This window comes from Methylogaea oryzae, from assembly GCF_019669985.1.
GTDB classification, from domain to species: domain Bacteria; phylum Pseudomonadota; class Gammaproteobacteria; order Methylococcales; family Methylococcaceae; genus Methylogaea; species Methylogaea oryzae.
The window spans coordinates 1,413,984-1,428,399 of the sequence record NZ_AP019782.1 but is presented as its reverse complement, the minus strand read 5'-3'; the positions used below and the strand labels follow the sequence as shown (position 1 = coordinate 1,428,399).

At 63.0% G+C, this 14,416-nt stretch carries 11 protein-coding genes; 7 read left to right on the top strand and 4 right to left on the bottom strand.

Annotated features, from left to right (window positions below):
• Positions 1 to 3: 3 nt before the first annotated feature.
• The 5 genes from K5607_RS06695 to K5607_RS06675 all read left to right on the top strand — a co-directional run bounded on the left by K5607_RS06695 (position 4) and on the right by K5607_RS06675 (position 7,324).
• On the top strand, positions 4 to 1,806 hold the full coding sequence (locus tag K5607_RS06695) for a contractile injection system tape measure protein (RefSeq protein ID WP_221048598.1): 1,803 nt from the start codon (positions 4 to 6) through the stop codon (positions 1,804 to 1,806).
• Positions 1,806 to 3,149, top strand: a complete 1,344-nt coding sequence (locus K5607_RS06690) for an ATP-binding protein (protein ID WP_054774337.1) — start codon at positions 1,806 to 1,808, stop codon at positions 3,147 to 3,149. The genes K5607_RS06695 and K5607_RS06690 overlap by 1 nt, the downstream gene beginning before the upstream one ends.
• 33 nt (positions 3,150 to 3,182) lie before the next feature.
• Positions 3,183 to 4,538, top strand: a complete 1,356-nt coding sequence (locus tag K5607_RS06685; protein ID WP_221048597.1) for an eCIS core domain-containing protein — start codon at positions 3,183 to 3,185, stop codon at positions 4,536 to 4,538.
• Between the two features lie 93 nt (positions 4,539 to 4,631).
• The gene (locus tag K5607_RS06680) at positions 4,632 to 5,396 is read left to right on the top strand and encodes a peptidoglycan-binding protein (protein ID WP_221048596.1); all 765 of its coding nucleotides are present in this window, start codon (positions 4,632 to 4,634) and stop codon (positions 5,394 to 5,396) included.
• Positions 5,397 to 5,497: 101 nt separating this feature from the next.
• Positions 5,498 to 7,324 carry an eCIS core domain-containing protein gene (locus K5607_RS06675; RefSeq protein ID WP_221048595.1) on the top strand — a complete coding sequence of 609 codons (1,827 nt, stop codon included), beginning with the start codon at positions 5,498 to 5,500 and terminating at the stop codon, positions 7,322 to 7,324.
• 43 nt (positions 7,325 to 7,367) lie between these two features.
• On the opposite strand, the gene epmA is transcribed toward K5607_RS06675, so the two are convergent.
• Positions 7,368 to 8,354: an EF-P lysine aminoacylase EpmA gene (gene epmA / locus K5607_RS06670; RefSeq protein ID WP_054773309.1), complete on the bottom strand. Its 987-nt coding sequence runs from the start codon at positions 8,352 to 8,354 to the stop codon at positions 7,368 to 7,370.
• Positions 8,341 to 8,910 carry an elongation factor P gene (efp, locus tag K5607_RS06665; RefSeq protein WP_054773308.1) on the bottom strand — a complete coding sequence of 190 codons (570 nt, stop codon included), beginning with the start codon at positions 8,908 to 8,910 and terminating at the stop codon, positions 8,341 to 8,343. The genes epmA and efp overlap by 14 nt, the downstream gene beginning before the upstream one ends.
• A gap of 130 nt (positions 8,911 to 9,040) precedes the next feature.
• Between efp and epmB the strand changes: the two genes are divergently transcribed.
• Positions 9,041 to 10,051, top strand: coding sequence for an EF-P beta-lysylation protein EpmB (gene epmB, locus K5607_RS06660; protein WP_221048594.1), 1,011 nt, complete (start codon positions 9,041 to 9,043; stop codon positions 10,049 to 10,051).
• A 161-nt stretch (positions 10,052 to 10,212) separates the two neighbouring features.
• A complete protein-coding gene (locus K5607_RS06655) occupies positions 10,213 to 11,844 on the top strand; it encodes a hypothetical protein (RefSeq protein WP_221048593.1) in 1,632 nt (543 codons plus the stop codon).
• Here the strand turns inward: K5607_RS06655 and K5607_RS06650 are convergent.
• Together K5607_RS06650 and K5607_RS06645 are read right to left on the bottom strand one after the other, a co-directional pair.
• Positions 11,841 to 13,823, bottom strand: coding sequence for an ATP-binding response regulator (locus K5607_RS06650; protein ID WP_221048592.1), 1,983 nt, complete (start codon positions 13,821 to 13,823; stop codon positions 11,841 to 11,843). The genes K5607_RS06655 and K5607_RS06650 overlap by 4 nt on opposite strands.
• Entirely contained in the window at positions 13,820 to 14,413 is a 594-nt protein-coding gene (locus K5607_RS06645; RefSeq protein ID WP_054773303.1) for a DUF1638 domain-containing protein, read from the bottom strand. The genes K5607_RS06650 and K5607_RS06645 overlap by 4 nt, the downstream gene beginning before the upstream one ends.
• Positions 14,414 to 14,416: the final 3 nt, after the last annotated feature.

Sequence of the window (14,416 nt, the reverse complement as noted above, 5' to 3'; positions counted from 1 at the left end):
GCGATGGCGGCACAAAGACACGTCATCAAGCGGCAGACGGTGGAACTCACAGTCGGCCGCCGCGAAGATGCCTGGCCGCTGCAGCAGGCTTGCAGCCGCATCCTGCGCCAGCGCCTGGCGCCCCTGCTGGACCGGCGCTGCTCCGAAGCCAGCTCGGCCGACCGCCTGCACCGCATCGAGCGACTGGAACTGGATCTCGGCCGCATCGACCCTGAGCAGTTGGAAACCCAGTTGCTGGAGCGCATCGACACCGCCCTGCGCCGCGCCCTGGCGGAGGAAATCGGCCACCTCGATTCCGCCGCCGCGACGCAGGAACCTGCGCCGTTCCAAGCCTCGCAATGGGAGCTGCTCAGCCGGTTTTTACGCGAGGGCGCCCTGCCCTGGTGGGCGGACACCAGCCGGAACGATCTGCCGCAACAGGCCCTGGACGCCTTGCTGCAGGACGCGCCCGATCTGCTGCGCCGCCGGTTACCGGCGCTGCTGGAGCACGACAACGCCGTCCAGCGCCTGATCCATCGCTTCGACGACCGCCAACTGGCCGCGGTTGCCACCCTGCCGGCCGGCTTGCCGGGCGGCACGCTCGCACCGCTCTATCACGCATTGCGGAACGCCGCCGCCGGCCTGCCGCAATTGCGCCACACCGCGCCAACCGCGCTGCGCCGCGAGGTCTGGCAGGCCATTCTGGACACCGCCTTCACCGTCGAACCGCCCGCGGCGGAGCTGCTGGAAACGGCCGCGCGCCGCTTCGCCGCGCGGCACAATCTGTCACCCCAGGCCCTGCGGCAAGAGCTGAACCCCATCGCACAGCGGTCGGCGGCGGCAGACCTCCCGCCCCATCGAGCAACGGCGGCACGAAGCGAACTGACTCCGCCTGCCGCCCCATCTGGCGGCGAGACGCACGAATCAAGCGCGGCCTCGCCTGCGGAGCAGCCGGCCGAAGCCATCGCACAAGGCGACGAAACGGCGTCGCAGGCAGCAATGGAACCCTCTTTCACCACCGTGCAGCAGACGCCACCCGTAACCCGCTCGTCCGGTGGCACACCAAGCGACGCAATACCCGCAGCGCAACGGCCGGATGCCCATGCCCTATCCCCGCTCCGGCAATCGCCACGGCCGGACACGCTCGCCGGCATCGGCGGCGCCGGCCAGGAAACCGCAACCGCAGCGGCGGTTGACGAACCGCTTCAAGCCGCTGCGGCGCCAGCCAACCGCCCCGCAGCGGCCGACGCCCCGGCCGCTGCGCCAAGAGCGCACCGCCGCGGCATGGCGCCTGCCGTAATCGGGCCCGACGCGCCGCTGGACGCCAACGACGAGTTCTACGTGGGCAACGCCGGTCTGCCCATCCTGTGGCCGTTCCTCGGCCATTTTTTCCGCCAGCTCGGCTTGGCCGAGGAAGGCCGGTTCCGCAGCCCCGCCGCCGCCCAGCGCGCTGTCGGCCTGCTGCAATACCTGATCGACGGCGAGCCGGAGCCGGCGGAATACCTGCTGCCACTCAACAAAGTGCTGTGCGGTCTGCGGCCGGCGCAGCTGTTCGCGCCGGACTCGCCGCCCACGGCTGTGGAAATGGCCGAGTGCCAAGCGCTGCTCGGCGCCGCCATCGCAAACGCACCGATCCTCAAGCAAATGTCCATCGCCGGCTTCCGCGGCAGTTTCCTGCTGCGGCGCGGTATCCTCAGCGTCCGGGACGGCGGCTGGCTGTTGCAGGTGGAGCGGGAAACCTACGACATCGTGCTGGAACGCTTTCCCTGGAGCTTCGACTGGATAAAGCTGCCGTGGATGGAAGCGCCGCTGCGAGTGGAGTGGTGATGGACCACGCCGCCGCCAACGCCCGCGACCTGGAGCTGGAACTGGCCTGGCTGGCCCAGTTGATCGACACCCGCTTCAAGCTGTACTTCGGCCAGGACTGCCCGTTTGGCGACATCCAAGCCGTGGCACCACCGGACCTGGCCGGTTCCGATTCGCCCTACGCCCAATGTATCCGCCAACACGGACTGGGATTCGCCGAACGCGGCGCCCTGGCCCTGGTCCTGGCGTCCCACATCCGTCCGCAATTGCTGGATGTGTTCTTTTTGAAAAACCAGATGTTCGACCGCCGCTTCAGCGAATTCGGCGGCATCCATAGCGGCCAGGAAACCGGCTTCACCCCCACCGGCGAAACGCTGCTGTTCCTGCTGGCGGCGGACGATTTGGCGCGGCGTTTCGCCTTGCACGCCCTGTTCGAGGCCGGCCATGTCTTTGCCCGCCAGCACATCCTGCGCCTGCAGCCGCAAAACAACGAGCCGCTGCTGCAAGCGCCGCTGCGCTTGAGCGAGGAACACCTGGCGCTGTTCACCAGCGGCAACCCCCACCGCCCGGAATTCGGCGCCCAGTTCCCCGCCCAGTTGATCGAAACGCGGCTCAACTGGGACGACCTGGTGCTGCATCCCGGCACCCGCAAACAGGTGGGCGAAATCGAAACCTGGATACGCCACGGCCAAACCCTGCTGGAGGATTGGGGCATGGGCGCCAAACTGCGCCCCGGCTACCGCGCCCTGTTCTACGGCCCGCCCGGCACCGGCAAAACCATGACCGCCTGCCTGCTGGGCAAAGCCACCGGCCGCGAGGTGTACAAGGTGGACCTGTCCCTGGTGGTATCCAAGTACATCGGCGAAACGGAAAAGAACCTGGCCAAAGTGTTCGACCAAGCGGAGCACCGCAACTGGATCTTGTTTTTCGACGAAGCCGACGCCCTGTTCGGCAAGCGCAGCGAAGTGCGCGACGCCCACGACCGCTACGCCAACCAGGAAACCGCCTTCCTGCTGCAGCGCCTGGAAAGTTTCGACGGCATCGCCATCCTCGCCTCCAACTTGCGCGACAACCTGGACGACGCCTTTGCCCGCCGCTTCGAAGCCATCATCTACTTCCCGCTGCCACGGCCGGAGGAAAGGCTGTTGCTGTGGCGCCAAGGCTTTCCCAGCAAGGCCCGGCTGGACGACGCCATCGACCTGGACAAAATCGCCCGCGAACACGAATTCTCCGGCAGCGCCATCCTCAACGCCATCCGCTACGCCTCGTTGCAGGCGCTGGAGCGGGGTGAGGCGGCTATCGGCCTGGAGGACGTGCAGCAAGGTATCCGCCGGGAATATGCGAAAGATAGAAAAGGCGGCTAAGGTTCCCGCCAGGCTTTTGATTAAGGACACAGCATGACGGCTCGCATAACCCAAGCCAAAATCCGCCGCGCCGACGGTACAGCCAACTCGCCCGCCAACGGTGCCAATACCGCAAGCGCCTCGGCGGCACCTCCGGCGTATGGCATCGACTTCCTCGACAATTCACGACAGCAACCGAACCGTACCGGCTTGCCCCACCAACTCAAAGCCGCGGTAGAAAATTTGTCCGGCGTGCCCCTAGACAACGTCCGCGTCCATTACAACTCGGCCAAGCCCGCCCAGTTGCAAGCCCTGGCTTACACCCAAGGAACCGACATCTACATCGGCCCTGGTCAGGAACGGCAAGTTGCCCACGAAGCCTGGCACGTGGTGCAGCAGGCGGAAGGACGGGTGCAGGCGACGCGGCAAATGAAAGGAAAGATTCCACTCAATGACGACCCCCGCTTGGAGCGAGAAGCCGACGAGATGGGCGCACGGCTACAGACAACCGACGCAGCGGCCGTGGCTAACCAACCATCTCCGGCGCAGCCCCATAGCACGCCCGCCTCATCGGCTGTCGTACAGCGCAGCGTGAAAAGCGTAACGATCAACACCTCCAACATCGTCAGCAACGTCGTCCTGGACAATTCCCGCGTAGGCGTGCATACCGGCGACCAGCACACCACATCCTATACCCTCATGGAATCCATGGTGCGCAACAATATCCTAGGGAAGAAACTCGACGACGCTTTCGAAACCCTGGCGGTTCTGGTGGAGCAGAATATGTTTCTGCCGACCTACCAAACCACCACATGGAAAGAAGACCCGAACACGGCCATTGCCCGTGTGGCCGGGGAAATCCGTGCACTAAAAGGCGGCAATGGCGACGTTAACGATCTACTTAAATATGCCAACGAAACCATTGCCTATCGCAACTCCCTGGATCGATCATCCTACAAAAACAAAAATCCGACCCATAGCGGAGTCAATGAAGGCAACGAAGCGGGAATTCTCGACAAAATAGAACTGGAATTGAGAAACGGCAATAAAGCGTTTGCATACAAACCGGACATCGATGTATTCCCCCACGTCTGGAACCTTTTCCACTTCGACCCGCAAAGCCAAACCTCGGAGGAGGAGCTTGCGGCGCAAATCATCCAGCATGCCTATACCATCATGCTCGCGTACCCCAACATACCGGAACTTTCCAGCCCGGTTGCCACCATCGCCAACGGCTTAAAAACCGGGGATATCGCCCTACGCGTGGTCGACTCGAAAAATTACGATTGGAAAAAGCTTGCGACACTGCTAAACAACTACGGCACCAAGAAGCATATCCCCCAGTATCTGAAAAAAGCCAGGAACGATTACGACAAAATCATCGGAAAATATGGATACTCTCTGGTATAACACGCCAAACAGGCTGGGAAAATCTCAATAGCCCAAAAGAAGAAAAAGACCGTCCAACTCAAACCAAAGGAATTAACACGCAGGAGAGCAGCCATGAGCCTTACCGAACGAGTCAAAGTCCCGACCGGCATCAACAGCGGCGTAAAAAACGCCAAACAGCAAACCATGCTGGATATTTTCGGCAACCCCCGCGACACCTATAACAGCGACTGCCAGCCGGTTAGCAACCAGTCGTTGCAAAAGATGATAGTTACTACGGACATCGGGCCGTTCCGGGTGACCGGACTGAAATCCGCCACAGAAGACCTCATCCAAATATTCGCCGAGGTAAAAGCGGCCGATACCGCGCTTTATGCCGCCCTGGGTACGGCCGGGATGCTGTGCGCCCGACTGGTGCGTGGCACCACAACCGGCGCCATCAGCAATCACGCCTGGGGAACGGCTATCGACATAAAGATAAACGGCATCCTGGACCCTCGCGGTGACGGCCTGGTGTTGGCAGGCTTGGTTCGGTTGGCACCCTACTTCAATCGCCACGGCTGGTTCTGGGGCGCCGGCTTTGGTACCGAAGACGGCATGCATTTTGAAGTGGGCGACGACCGGCTGCGGCAATGGCACGCCGACGGCACGGTGCCCGCACGGGGAGGCCCAACGCCCGCGGCCACCCTGCGCATGGGCGACCGGGGCCCCGAGGTGCGGCACTTGCAGGAAGCGTTGAACGCCAACGGCGCCGCATTGGCAACAGACGGCATTTTCGGCCGGGGAACGGAGAATGCCGTCGTCGCCTTTCAACATAAGCACGGCCTGAGCACCGATGGCGTAGTCGGCCCCGCGACCGCCGCAGCGTTGGGCCTTTAGAAGAATGCCGCTTTGCTTCGGCTGCCTAGGAACTTGGGTTTCCGGGCTTATTTACAACGGCGGTCAACACGGTTGATCCATGGGACAACAAAGGTTTTCCGGTGAAAGCGACGACCCTCCAAACCAAAGCCCCGGCATCGAGCCACGCCAACGCACAAAATAACGGTGCTGCCGCCAGCCCTCCCCGTTATGGCATCGATTTTCTCGACCGCCAAACGGAACAAACCACCTACCATACCGGCCTGCCGGATGAACTCAAGAGCGGCGTCGAAGCGCTGTCCGGCCTGTCCATGGCCAATGTGCAGGTCCATTACAACTCGTCCAAACCTGCACAATTACAGGCCTTGGCCTACACCCAGGGCAGCGACATACACGTAGCGCCAGGCCAGGAACGGCATCTGGCCCACGAAGCCTGGCACGTGGTGCAGCAGGCGCAGGGGCGGGTAAAGCCGACGATGCAGATGAAGCTTGGCGTACCGATCAACGACGACCAAGGACTGGAGCGGGAAGCAGACGCGATGGGAAAGCGGGTGCTGGAGCGAGGCAGAGAAACCAGCAATCCTGGGCTAGACGCTGCCGTTCAGCATAACCGGCAGCCGATCAATCCGACTACGCACAACGCACCGGCGCAAAGAGTCCGTGCGCGTTCGCTGTCCGACACACTGGCCACGCGCATTGGATACTCGGACAGGGCTCGCGGGGAAGTGGTTGGCGCCGTGCCCGCCGACGCATTACGGCTGAGAGTTTACCGGCTGGCGCGGGATCACAACTGGAACATCCGGGCTGCCGACTTGCAGGATCGATACAGGGCAGATGTGCCCAACGCGTTGGAGTTGCTGCAAATCATCGTAAGAGCTGCCGGCCAGGCAGACACAGAGGCGGAGCAGGCGCAAAGCTTTGAAGATAGTGTTGAATTCAATACCCGGAGTAACGACAACATCAGTGCAATCTTGCGGCACTACCAAAGAAAAGCCGCAAACCAAGGCAGCGCGGAGCTTTATGTCGCCAATTACCAGGAACAGGCGCGGAATTTCAACTTCGGCCTGAATGAAGACGAAGCGCCCCAATACCGGGCCGGCCGAGCGGGCTTGTTCGGCCCCGACCAATTGTCGCTCGACATCGGGGTGGATATCGCCAACCGGGTGCTGCGGGAAGCCTTCGCCCACGACGACCAAGTGGCTATCTTCTTCCATATCGCCAAAGCCATACAAGGCATACGGGAGTCCGGCAACGACAGCCTGAAAACGGCTTCGGCGGTGCTGCAGAGCTATCTCAAGCCGAAATTGATCGATTTCATCAACCGCCTGCCTTTGGCGCAGCAAATGGACGATGACGACATATGGAACGACCACAGTCTCAACGACGGCATCACCTACAGCGACGGCAGGGCCCTGGAGCAGAACGACACCTGGGTTCGCCCCAACGTGCGAACGGCGTGGAACAATATCCGCAATGTCGTCAGCCCGGCCGTGCTGAACCACGCCGGGCGCTGCCGAATTAGGGTGGACGGCGCGCTGGCCCGGCCGTTTTACAACAACGCCTTGATACACGTGGGCTGGATGCGTTGCAGCGTCGGCACCGTCATGCACGAGTTCGGCCATCACCTGGAAGACAACACCCAGGTGCCGCGCTGGATCAAGATTCAGCAATTGCTGCGCGAACGCTCACGGGGTGGTGAGCTGGCGCGCATCTTCCCCATCACCCTGCCCTATGTCGTTTCGCGGGACGAGATGCGTTACGACGCACCCATGCCGGCCAGCGGGGTCATGGGCGGCTATTTCCGCTACAACGCCAAATACTACCCTTACGGTTCCACCGAAGTGATCGCTACCTCGCTGGAAGTATTCCACGACAGGGAAAAGAGCTACCAGATCGCCATCCGCGATCCGGAGTTGTTCCTGGCGGTCATGGGCGTGTTGCGGGAATAAAACGGGACAGGCCGCGGCCTGTCCCGCTGCTGTGCAAGCGATATCAGGCGCGGGTATGGGGGAACGCCAACACCTCGTCGATATGCCCGGCATCGGCCAGCAACATCAACAAGCGGTCCAGGCCGATAGCCACACCGGAGCAGTCGGGCAAGCCATGCGTTAATGCCGCCAGCAGGCGGCCGTCGGCCTCGGGAACCGGTAATCGCTGCTCCCGCCGTGCCTGCCGTTCCGCTTCGAAACGGGCGGCTTGTTCGGCAGCGTCCGCCAGTTCATGGAAGCCGTTGGCCAGTTCCACGCCGCGCCAGAACAGTTCCACCCTTTCCACCCAGCGGCCGTCGCCCGGTTTGGCCCGCGCCAGGGAGGGCTGACAGGCAGGGTAGTCGTAGACGAAACACAGGCCGTCGCGGCCTAACTGGGGCTGGACGGCGACGCTGAACAGCAAATCCAGCCACAGGGAGCGGTCCTCGCCACACAACTCCGCCGCTTCGGGCACGCCGTGACGGACGGCGCAGGCAGCCAATTCCTCGAACGTGCCGTCGAGGGGCTCGACTCCCGCATATTCCAGAAACACTTCGCGGTAAGCGACGCGACGGGTGGTGGCGGCGTTCAGCCGGCCTTCGGCAATTCGGCCAAGCAGCGCTTCCATGTCGTCCATCAGGCCGTCCAAATCGCAGCCGACCCGGTACCACTCCAGAATGGTGAACTCAGGGTTGTGCAGCCGGCCGGACTCGTGGCCGCGGAAGGCTTTGCAGATTTGGTAGATGGAACCGCTGCCGGCGGCCAACAGCCGCTTCATGGCGAATTCGGGAGAGGTTTGCAGGTAGCGCGGTTCGCCCGAGGCTTGGGGAACCGGCAGGAATTCCAGGTGGGGGTCGGTGCCGATACCCTGGCACAGCAAGGGAGTTTCCACCTCCAGCACATCCTGAGCGGCGAAATAAGCCCGGATGGCGGCGAGCATCCTTGCCCGCCGGCGCAGCGTGTCCAGGGAACACGCCGGCCGCCAATCCTCGGCGGGATTACTCCTTGACACGGGACACGTATTCGCCGGTGCGCGTGTCCACTTTGATCAACTCGCCGGTCTGCAGGAACAGCGGTACGCGCACCACGGCGCCGGTTTCCAGGGTGGCCGGCTTGCCGCCGCCGCCGGAGGTGTCGCCGCGCAGGCCCGGATCGGTTTCGGTGATGGCCAGCACCACGAAGTTGGGCGGGGTGACGGACAGAGGCACGTCGTTGTACAGGGTAACGATGCACATGTCCTGCTCCTTCAGCCACTTCTTGGCCTCGGACACGGCGTTGGCGTCGGCGCCGTACTGTTCGAAGGTGTCGGGCACCATGAAGTGCCAGATTTCGCCGTCGTTGTAGAGGTACTGCATGTCGCGGTCCATGACGTCGGCGCCTTCCACCGTGTCGCCGGACTTGAAAGTGCGTTCGATGACGCGGCCGGTCTTCAGGTTGCGGACCTTCACGCGGTTGAACGCCTGGCCCTTGCCGGGCTTGACGAACTCGTTTTCAAGGATGGTCCAAGGGTCGCCATCCATCATGATTTTCAGGCCGCCCTTGAATTCGTTGGTGCTATAAGTTGCCATGCAGTCCTCTGGGTGTTTGCAAGCGGTACGGAAAACGGCCGTGGCGCAACTCGCCACGGCCGTTAGGCGAATAAATCCGGTACATTATAAAATAAACCGCTCCCTCCCATAAGCGCCGTCATTCCTTCCCTTGTCCAATTCCCCTTTGCCCTGGCAAGCCGAGCTGGCCTCGGCCTTTAGATCGCCGTCCGAACTGCTGGCCTATTTGGGGCTGGAAAACTCCCCGCACCCGGCTTGCGACGGCGCCGCCAAGGATTTTCCCTTTCTCGTCACCCGCGCCTATGCCGACCGGATGGCTAAGGGCGATCCGGCCGATCCGCTACTGCGCCAAGTGCTGCCGGCGGCTGAGGAAATGCTGGCTGTCCCCGGTTACGGCGACGATCCGGTCGGCGACGGGGCGGCCTTGGCAGCCCCCGGCGTGTTGCACAAATACCGCGGGCGGGCGCTGCTGATCACCACCGGCGCCTGCGCCATCCACTGCCGTTACTGCTTCCGCCGGGCATTTCCCTATGCCGACGCCCAGCTGCACAAAAGCCGGGAAGACGCCGCCTTGGACTATCTCGCTGCCGACGCCTCCATCGGCGAGGTGATTTTGAGCGGCGGCGATCCGCTTTTACTATCGGACGAAAGGCTGACGGCACTACTGTGCCGGCTGGCGGAGATACCCCACCTCAAGCGCATCCGCATTCACAGCCGCGTGCCGCTGGTGTTGCCTAGCCGCATCGGCGCGGGCTTGCCCTCCGTATTGAGCGGCACGCGCTTGCAGGCGGTGCTGGTGATCCACGCCAACCACGCCCAGGAACTGGACTCCACGGTCGACGCAGCCCTGTCCCGGCTGCGCGGCGAGGGCGTCACGCTGCTCAATCAGGCGGTGTTGCTGCGCGGCGTGAACGACAGCGTCCAAGCGTTGGCCGAACTCAGCGAAACCCTGTTCCTTCAAGGCGTCCTGCCCTATTACCTGCATCTGTTGGACAAAGCCGCCGGCACCTCCCACTTCGATCTGCCGCTGGCGCAGGCGCTGGCTTTGCACCGGGAACTGCGCGATACCCTACCCGGCTATCTGGTGCCGCGCCTGGTGCGTGAACAGGCCGGGCAAGCCGCCAAAACACCGGCCGAATTTCTCGCCGCCGACTCAAACTGAGACCCCGCGCCAAAACTGCTTCACAGTTTGCCGCGCCCCTTTTTCGCCCCGAAAAAATTGTGAGCCAGTCGGCACAGGAGGCCCCGCAGCCGATCTAAGCTTAGTTAAACGGCCAGCATCGGACGGCGGGGCCGCTTGCAACTTTCTTAGGAGACGACATCATGAGCAACGCAACCATCGCACCCGAAGTCTCCCGGACAGCATCAACGGCCGAACTCCGGCTCCCTTTCGAAGCGACCGCGCCCGCCGCGGAAGCATGGTTGCTGAGCCTTTCGACGCTCAGCTTCAGCGATTCCTGCCGCCACCTTTACCATGCCTTGCGAGCCGTCAACCGCTTGGATTTAGCGGCCCATCAGCGGCTCCAGTTGCTGGAGACCCTGCGCCCGCAAATACTCAACCGGAGCAGCCGTTTCGACCACTGCTTCTCGGCACAGACCTTTCCCCTCCCGGACAAGATCGCGAGGGCCGTGCGGCTTGCCATCCAGTTCCAGGCGGAGTTGGCCCTCGGCTACCAGCGCGTGCTTGAATCGTCTCAGTGCGCCACGACGTTCGGCCCCGACCAGCAAGCCACGACCGCGCATCGGGCGTTGAGCGCCTACGGCCTTTATCTGCTGCGCAGCGCCCAAAGTTATCTGCCCCCCGCCGCGGGCCTGTGGGGAAAAATTCATCAAGCCTACCGCTGCGCGGAAAGCTTGGGGGTAGCCCACCGAGCAGTCGTGGACCCGGACGGCCCCTACGCCTCCAGCGCTAGCGCCGACGAGTGCTTGAGAAAAATCGTCCTGTTCCAGCTGGCCCTGCCGACCCGCTTGCGGCAAAGCGAAATAGCGGAACTCTACGACTGGATCGACGCAAACATCCCTCTGGTCCGTTTGCAAAAAGAGCGGGCCTTCAACCTGCAAGAAGCGCAATTCTTTGTCGATCTCGCCAAGGACGGCAACCCGCAGCCTATCGGCGCGCTAGTGACCCCGCATGCCGACATTCGCTACCTGTTTCTCGAACCCTCGCTGCTGGTACAGCTGCGAACGGGCGCGGCCTGCTCGACTTTCGGAACCGACTTGGCCCAGCGTTTCGCGCCGTTGGACGACGAAGGGGAAGAAGCGCAATGCCGCACCGCACTGTTCGCCACCGGCGCCGAAGGCGGCGCGGCCCTGCTGGAAGCGGAATTGGCCAAGGTAAAACAGCGCCTCAAAACACCCGAGCGCGCCAATCTGGAGTTGCATCCCGGCCACGCGCCGGCGCGGTCGCCGCTGTCGGCCAGAGTAGCCCAGCGCTTCGGCGAATCCCGGCAGAATCCGCCCCACGTTTCGCGTGATGAGATTTGGGGTCGAACCGACCCGGACGCCTTAGCCGCCGCACACAGCAGCGAAGGTTTGCTGCGCTATCACCCCGAGCAAGGCCGGCTGTCGCTCTGCGGCGACCGCCGGCAATTGCGCATCGGGCAACTGGTTGTCGTTGCGGCGGAAAACATGAAGCCGCTGGCGGGAATCATCCGCAACGTCGCCGCGGCTTCCGATACGACCAGGGTTTGGGCCAATGTGGAACTGGTTCCCGGCTTGGTGAGCGCCGCCCGCGCCCACATCGAAGGCGAACACCGCCGTCGTTTGCCGGCGCTGCTGATAGTCGAAGATCCCGCCCGCCAGGACTCGGCCTCGGTGATGCTGCTACCGACAGTCTTTCCCAACGGCACCTGGATCACGCTGGAACAGAACGGTCTGTGGACCAATCAGCGTTTGGCGCGCCTGGTGGAGGCCACCGACGATTTTTGCCAATACCGAACCGTCGCGGCGGACTAGCCGGAAGCGGGGCGCCCGTCGTCGAGCAGCGCCGCGATTTGATCGAAACGGTAGTTGTCCAGCAATTGGCCCAACCCGCGCGCCAAAGCGGGGTCCTGCAATGCGATGTCCTCGACAATGCGGCGCGCCGCCTCCACATCCAGCACATCCGCCGCGCGCCGCAATGCCAAACGCAAACCGCCATCCAACCGCGCCACCCCCGCCGGATCGGGCCCCAGTTCCGTCGCAGCGGCGACGGCGGGCGGCTCCTCCGCATAGCGGTAGCGTAATCCCAAGCGCTGACGCATCGTTTCGAACACCTGCTCGGCCTGAAACGGTTTGCGCAACAAGCCGTCGCTGCCCGGAACGGCGACCGCCTCGGGGCTGTCCTCGAACAAAGTGGCGGTCAACAGCACGATGGGCGTCTTTTGGCCGCCGGGCAAAGCGCGAATGCGTCCTAGCGCCTCCAGCCCGTCCATCACCGGCATATGCCGATCGAGCCAGATGAAATGGGGATGCCATATCCGGAATAAATCCACCGCTTCCTCGCCATTGGCCGCCTGCTGCGCCTCGAACCCCGCCTGCTCCAGCAATTGCACCAGACATAAGCGGCTGCTTTCGTCGTCGTCGGCCACCAGAACGCGCCACACGGGCTGATCCAGCGCCAGACCCAATACCTTTTGGGATATCGCCGTGTCCTCGCCAGCGGGCTCGACCGTGCGCAGCGGCAAACCAAAGTGAAAACGGCTGCCCTGCCCCACGCGGCTCTCCACCGCCAACTCCCCTCCCATGAGCCGGACGTAATCGCGGCTGATGGCCAAACCCAAGCCGGAGCCTTCGCCTTTGGCGGCGCCGGTGGCCGTTTGATAGAAAGGATCGAAGATTTTGTCCAAATCGTCGGGGGAGATGCCCTGACCGGTATCGGTCACCTCGAACAAGGCCTGCCGGCCGTCCCAGCCGATGCTTAAGCGAACATCGCCTCGATCGGTGTATTTAACGGCGTTGTTCAACAGATTGATCAAAACCTGACGCAAGTGATGGCTGTCCCCCTCCACTCGCGGCGGAATATCGGCGGCGCATACGCACTCCACCGCCAGCCCCTTGGCTTGGGCCCGCAACTGCACCATTTCGGCCACGGTCGCCGCCAGGGCACGCAAGTCGAAGGGTTCCACGCGCAAAGTCAAATGACCGGCTTCCACCCGGCTCAATTCCAATATGTCGTTGATCAGCTCCATCAAATGTTGGCCGCTGTGCTCAATGGCGTGCAAACGGCGGCAGCCGTCCTGGTCCAGCGGGTTCTCCCGCACCATCAGCTGGGCGAAGCCGAGAATGGCGTTGAGCGGAGTGCGCAGCTCGTGGCTCATGTTGGCGAGAAACGCGCTTTTGGCGCGGCTGGCGGCCTCCGCCGCATCGCGCGCAACCGCCAGGCTGGCGTTGAGGCGCTTGAGTTCGTCGTAGGCCCGTTTCAACTGGGTATGGCCGAAGATGTCGTTCTTCAGCACCGCCGCCGCGTAGTTGAAGAAATTCGGCAGGAACTGCCGCATTTCCCGGGTGCCGACGTGAAGATTGTCGATCTTCAGCACCCCGACCGGCTCATCGCCCACCCGCAAGGGGTAAATCCAAGTCCAGGCGCTCGCCAACGCGGGGTTGAGAATCTGGCTATCGGCCACGTCGTGCTCCAATTCCAGCGGCGTCCCCGTGTCGAGGACTTGCCGAACGTAAGCATCGTCGATCGCCTCCGGCTGGCGGCGCTCGCCGTAGACATCGGCGTAGTGCAGCTGCCCGTCGACCCAGTAGTACAACATCACATTGGTGCCGCCGATGATATCGACGATGCTTTGCAGCATGTTGTCCAGCAGATTTTCCAGGCCCGGCAGGGCGCTGATGCGAGCCATGAGCTGGTTGACCAACTGCAGATAGGCTTTTTCCTGGGCGAGCTTGCGCGCGCGCCCTTCCAGCTTGGCCCGTTCGCTTTCGTCCAGGGGCGGCGCTTGACTCATCGGCAAGCCGCTTGCTTGCGAGCCATCGCCGCCGCCAGCACCGCTTGCAGCGATTCCAAGCCGACATCCATCCAACGCAGCGGCAGGTCTATGGACTGCGCGGCGCGCTCCGCGGCGGCGCTGAAGTCGCCGGAACAAGGCGTGCGGATGGCCAACAGATAACGACGGCTCTCGTGGAAAATGTCGCGCGCCACAGCCCAATTGCCGCCGAACGTGTCGGCAACGACGGACTCCCAATGGATTGCCCAATCCTCCAAAAGAAAATAGGCGCCGGCTTCCAGCTCCGCCATGAAACGCTCCCGCCCCAGCAACATTTCCACGCAATTCTGCCCATCGGTGCGAAAGGCGCCAACGGATTCCAGCATCGCGTCCATGCGGGGATGGCAGCAGCCGTAAAAGACAATGGGACGCTCGTCCCGGTGCCGCTCCAGGCAGGCGCCCAATTGATCGGACAAGCGCTTGAGGTTCACGTGCAAGGAGGCTTCGAGGAAGTCGGTGTCCAACAACCAATGGTTTTGCTCGATCAAGCGGGCGATTTCCTTACGAAGAACGCCGCACCCCACCAACGATAGCCGCCCGCTGTCCGCCATGGC

Bases quoted from the DNA above. Each gene is read 5' to 3' on its own strand.
- K5607_RS06695 (WP_221048598.1), top strand. From the start codon at position 4: ATGGCGGCACAAAGACACGTCATCAAGCGGCAGACGGTGGAACTCACA.
- K5607_RS06690 (WP_054774337.1), top strand. From the start codon at position 1,806: ATGGACCACGCCGCCGCCAACGCCCGCGACCTGGAGCTGGAACTGGCC.
- K5607_RS06685 (WP_221048597.1), top strand. From the start codon at position 3,183: ATGACGGCTCGCATAACCCAAGCCAAAATCCGCCGCGCCGACGGTACA.
- K5607_RS06680 (WP_221048596.1), top strand. From the start codon at position 4,632: ATGAGCCTTACCGAACGAGTCAAAGTCCCGACCGGCATCAACAGCGGC.
- efp (WP_054773308.1), bottom strand. From the start codon at position 8,910: ATGGCAACTTATAGCACCAACGAATTCAAGGGCGGCCTGAAAATCATG.
- K5607_RS06655 (WP_221048593.1), top strand. From the start codon at position 10,213: ATGAGCAACGCAACCATCGCACCCGAAGTCTCCCGGACAGCATCAACG.
- K5607_RS06650 (WP_221048592.1), bottom strand. From the start codon at position 13,823: ATGAGTCAAGCGCCGCCCCTGGACGAAAGCGAACGGGCCAAGCTGGAA.
- K5607_RS06645 (WP_054773303.1), bottom strand. From the start codon at position 14,413: ATGGCGGACAGCGGGCGGCTATCGTTGGTGGGGTGCGGCGTTCTTCGT.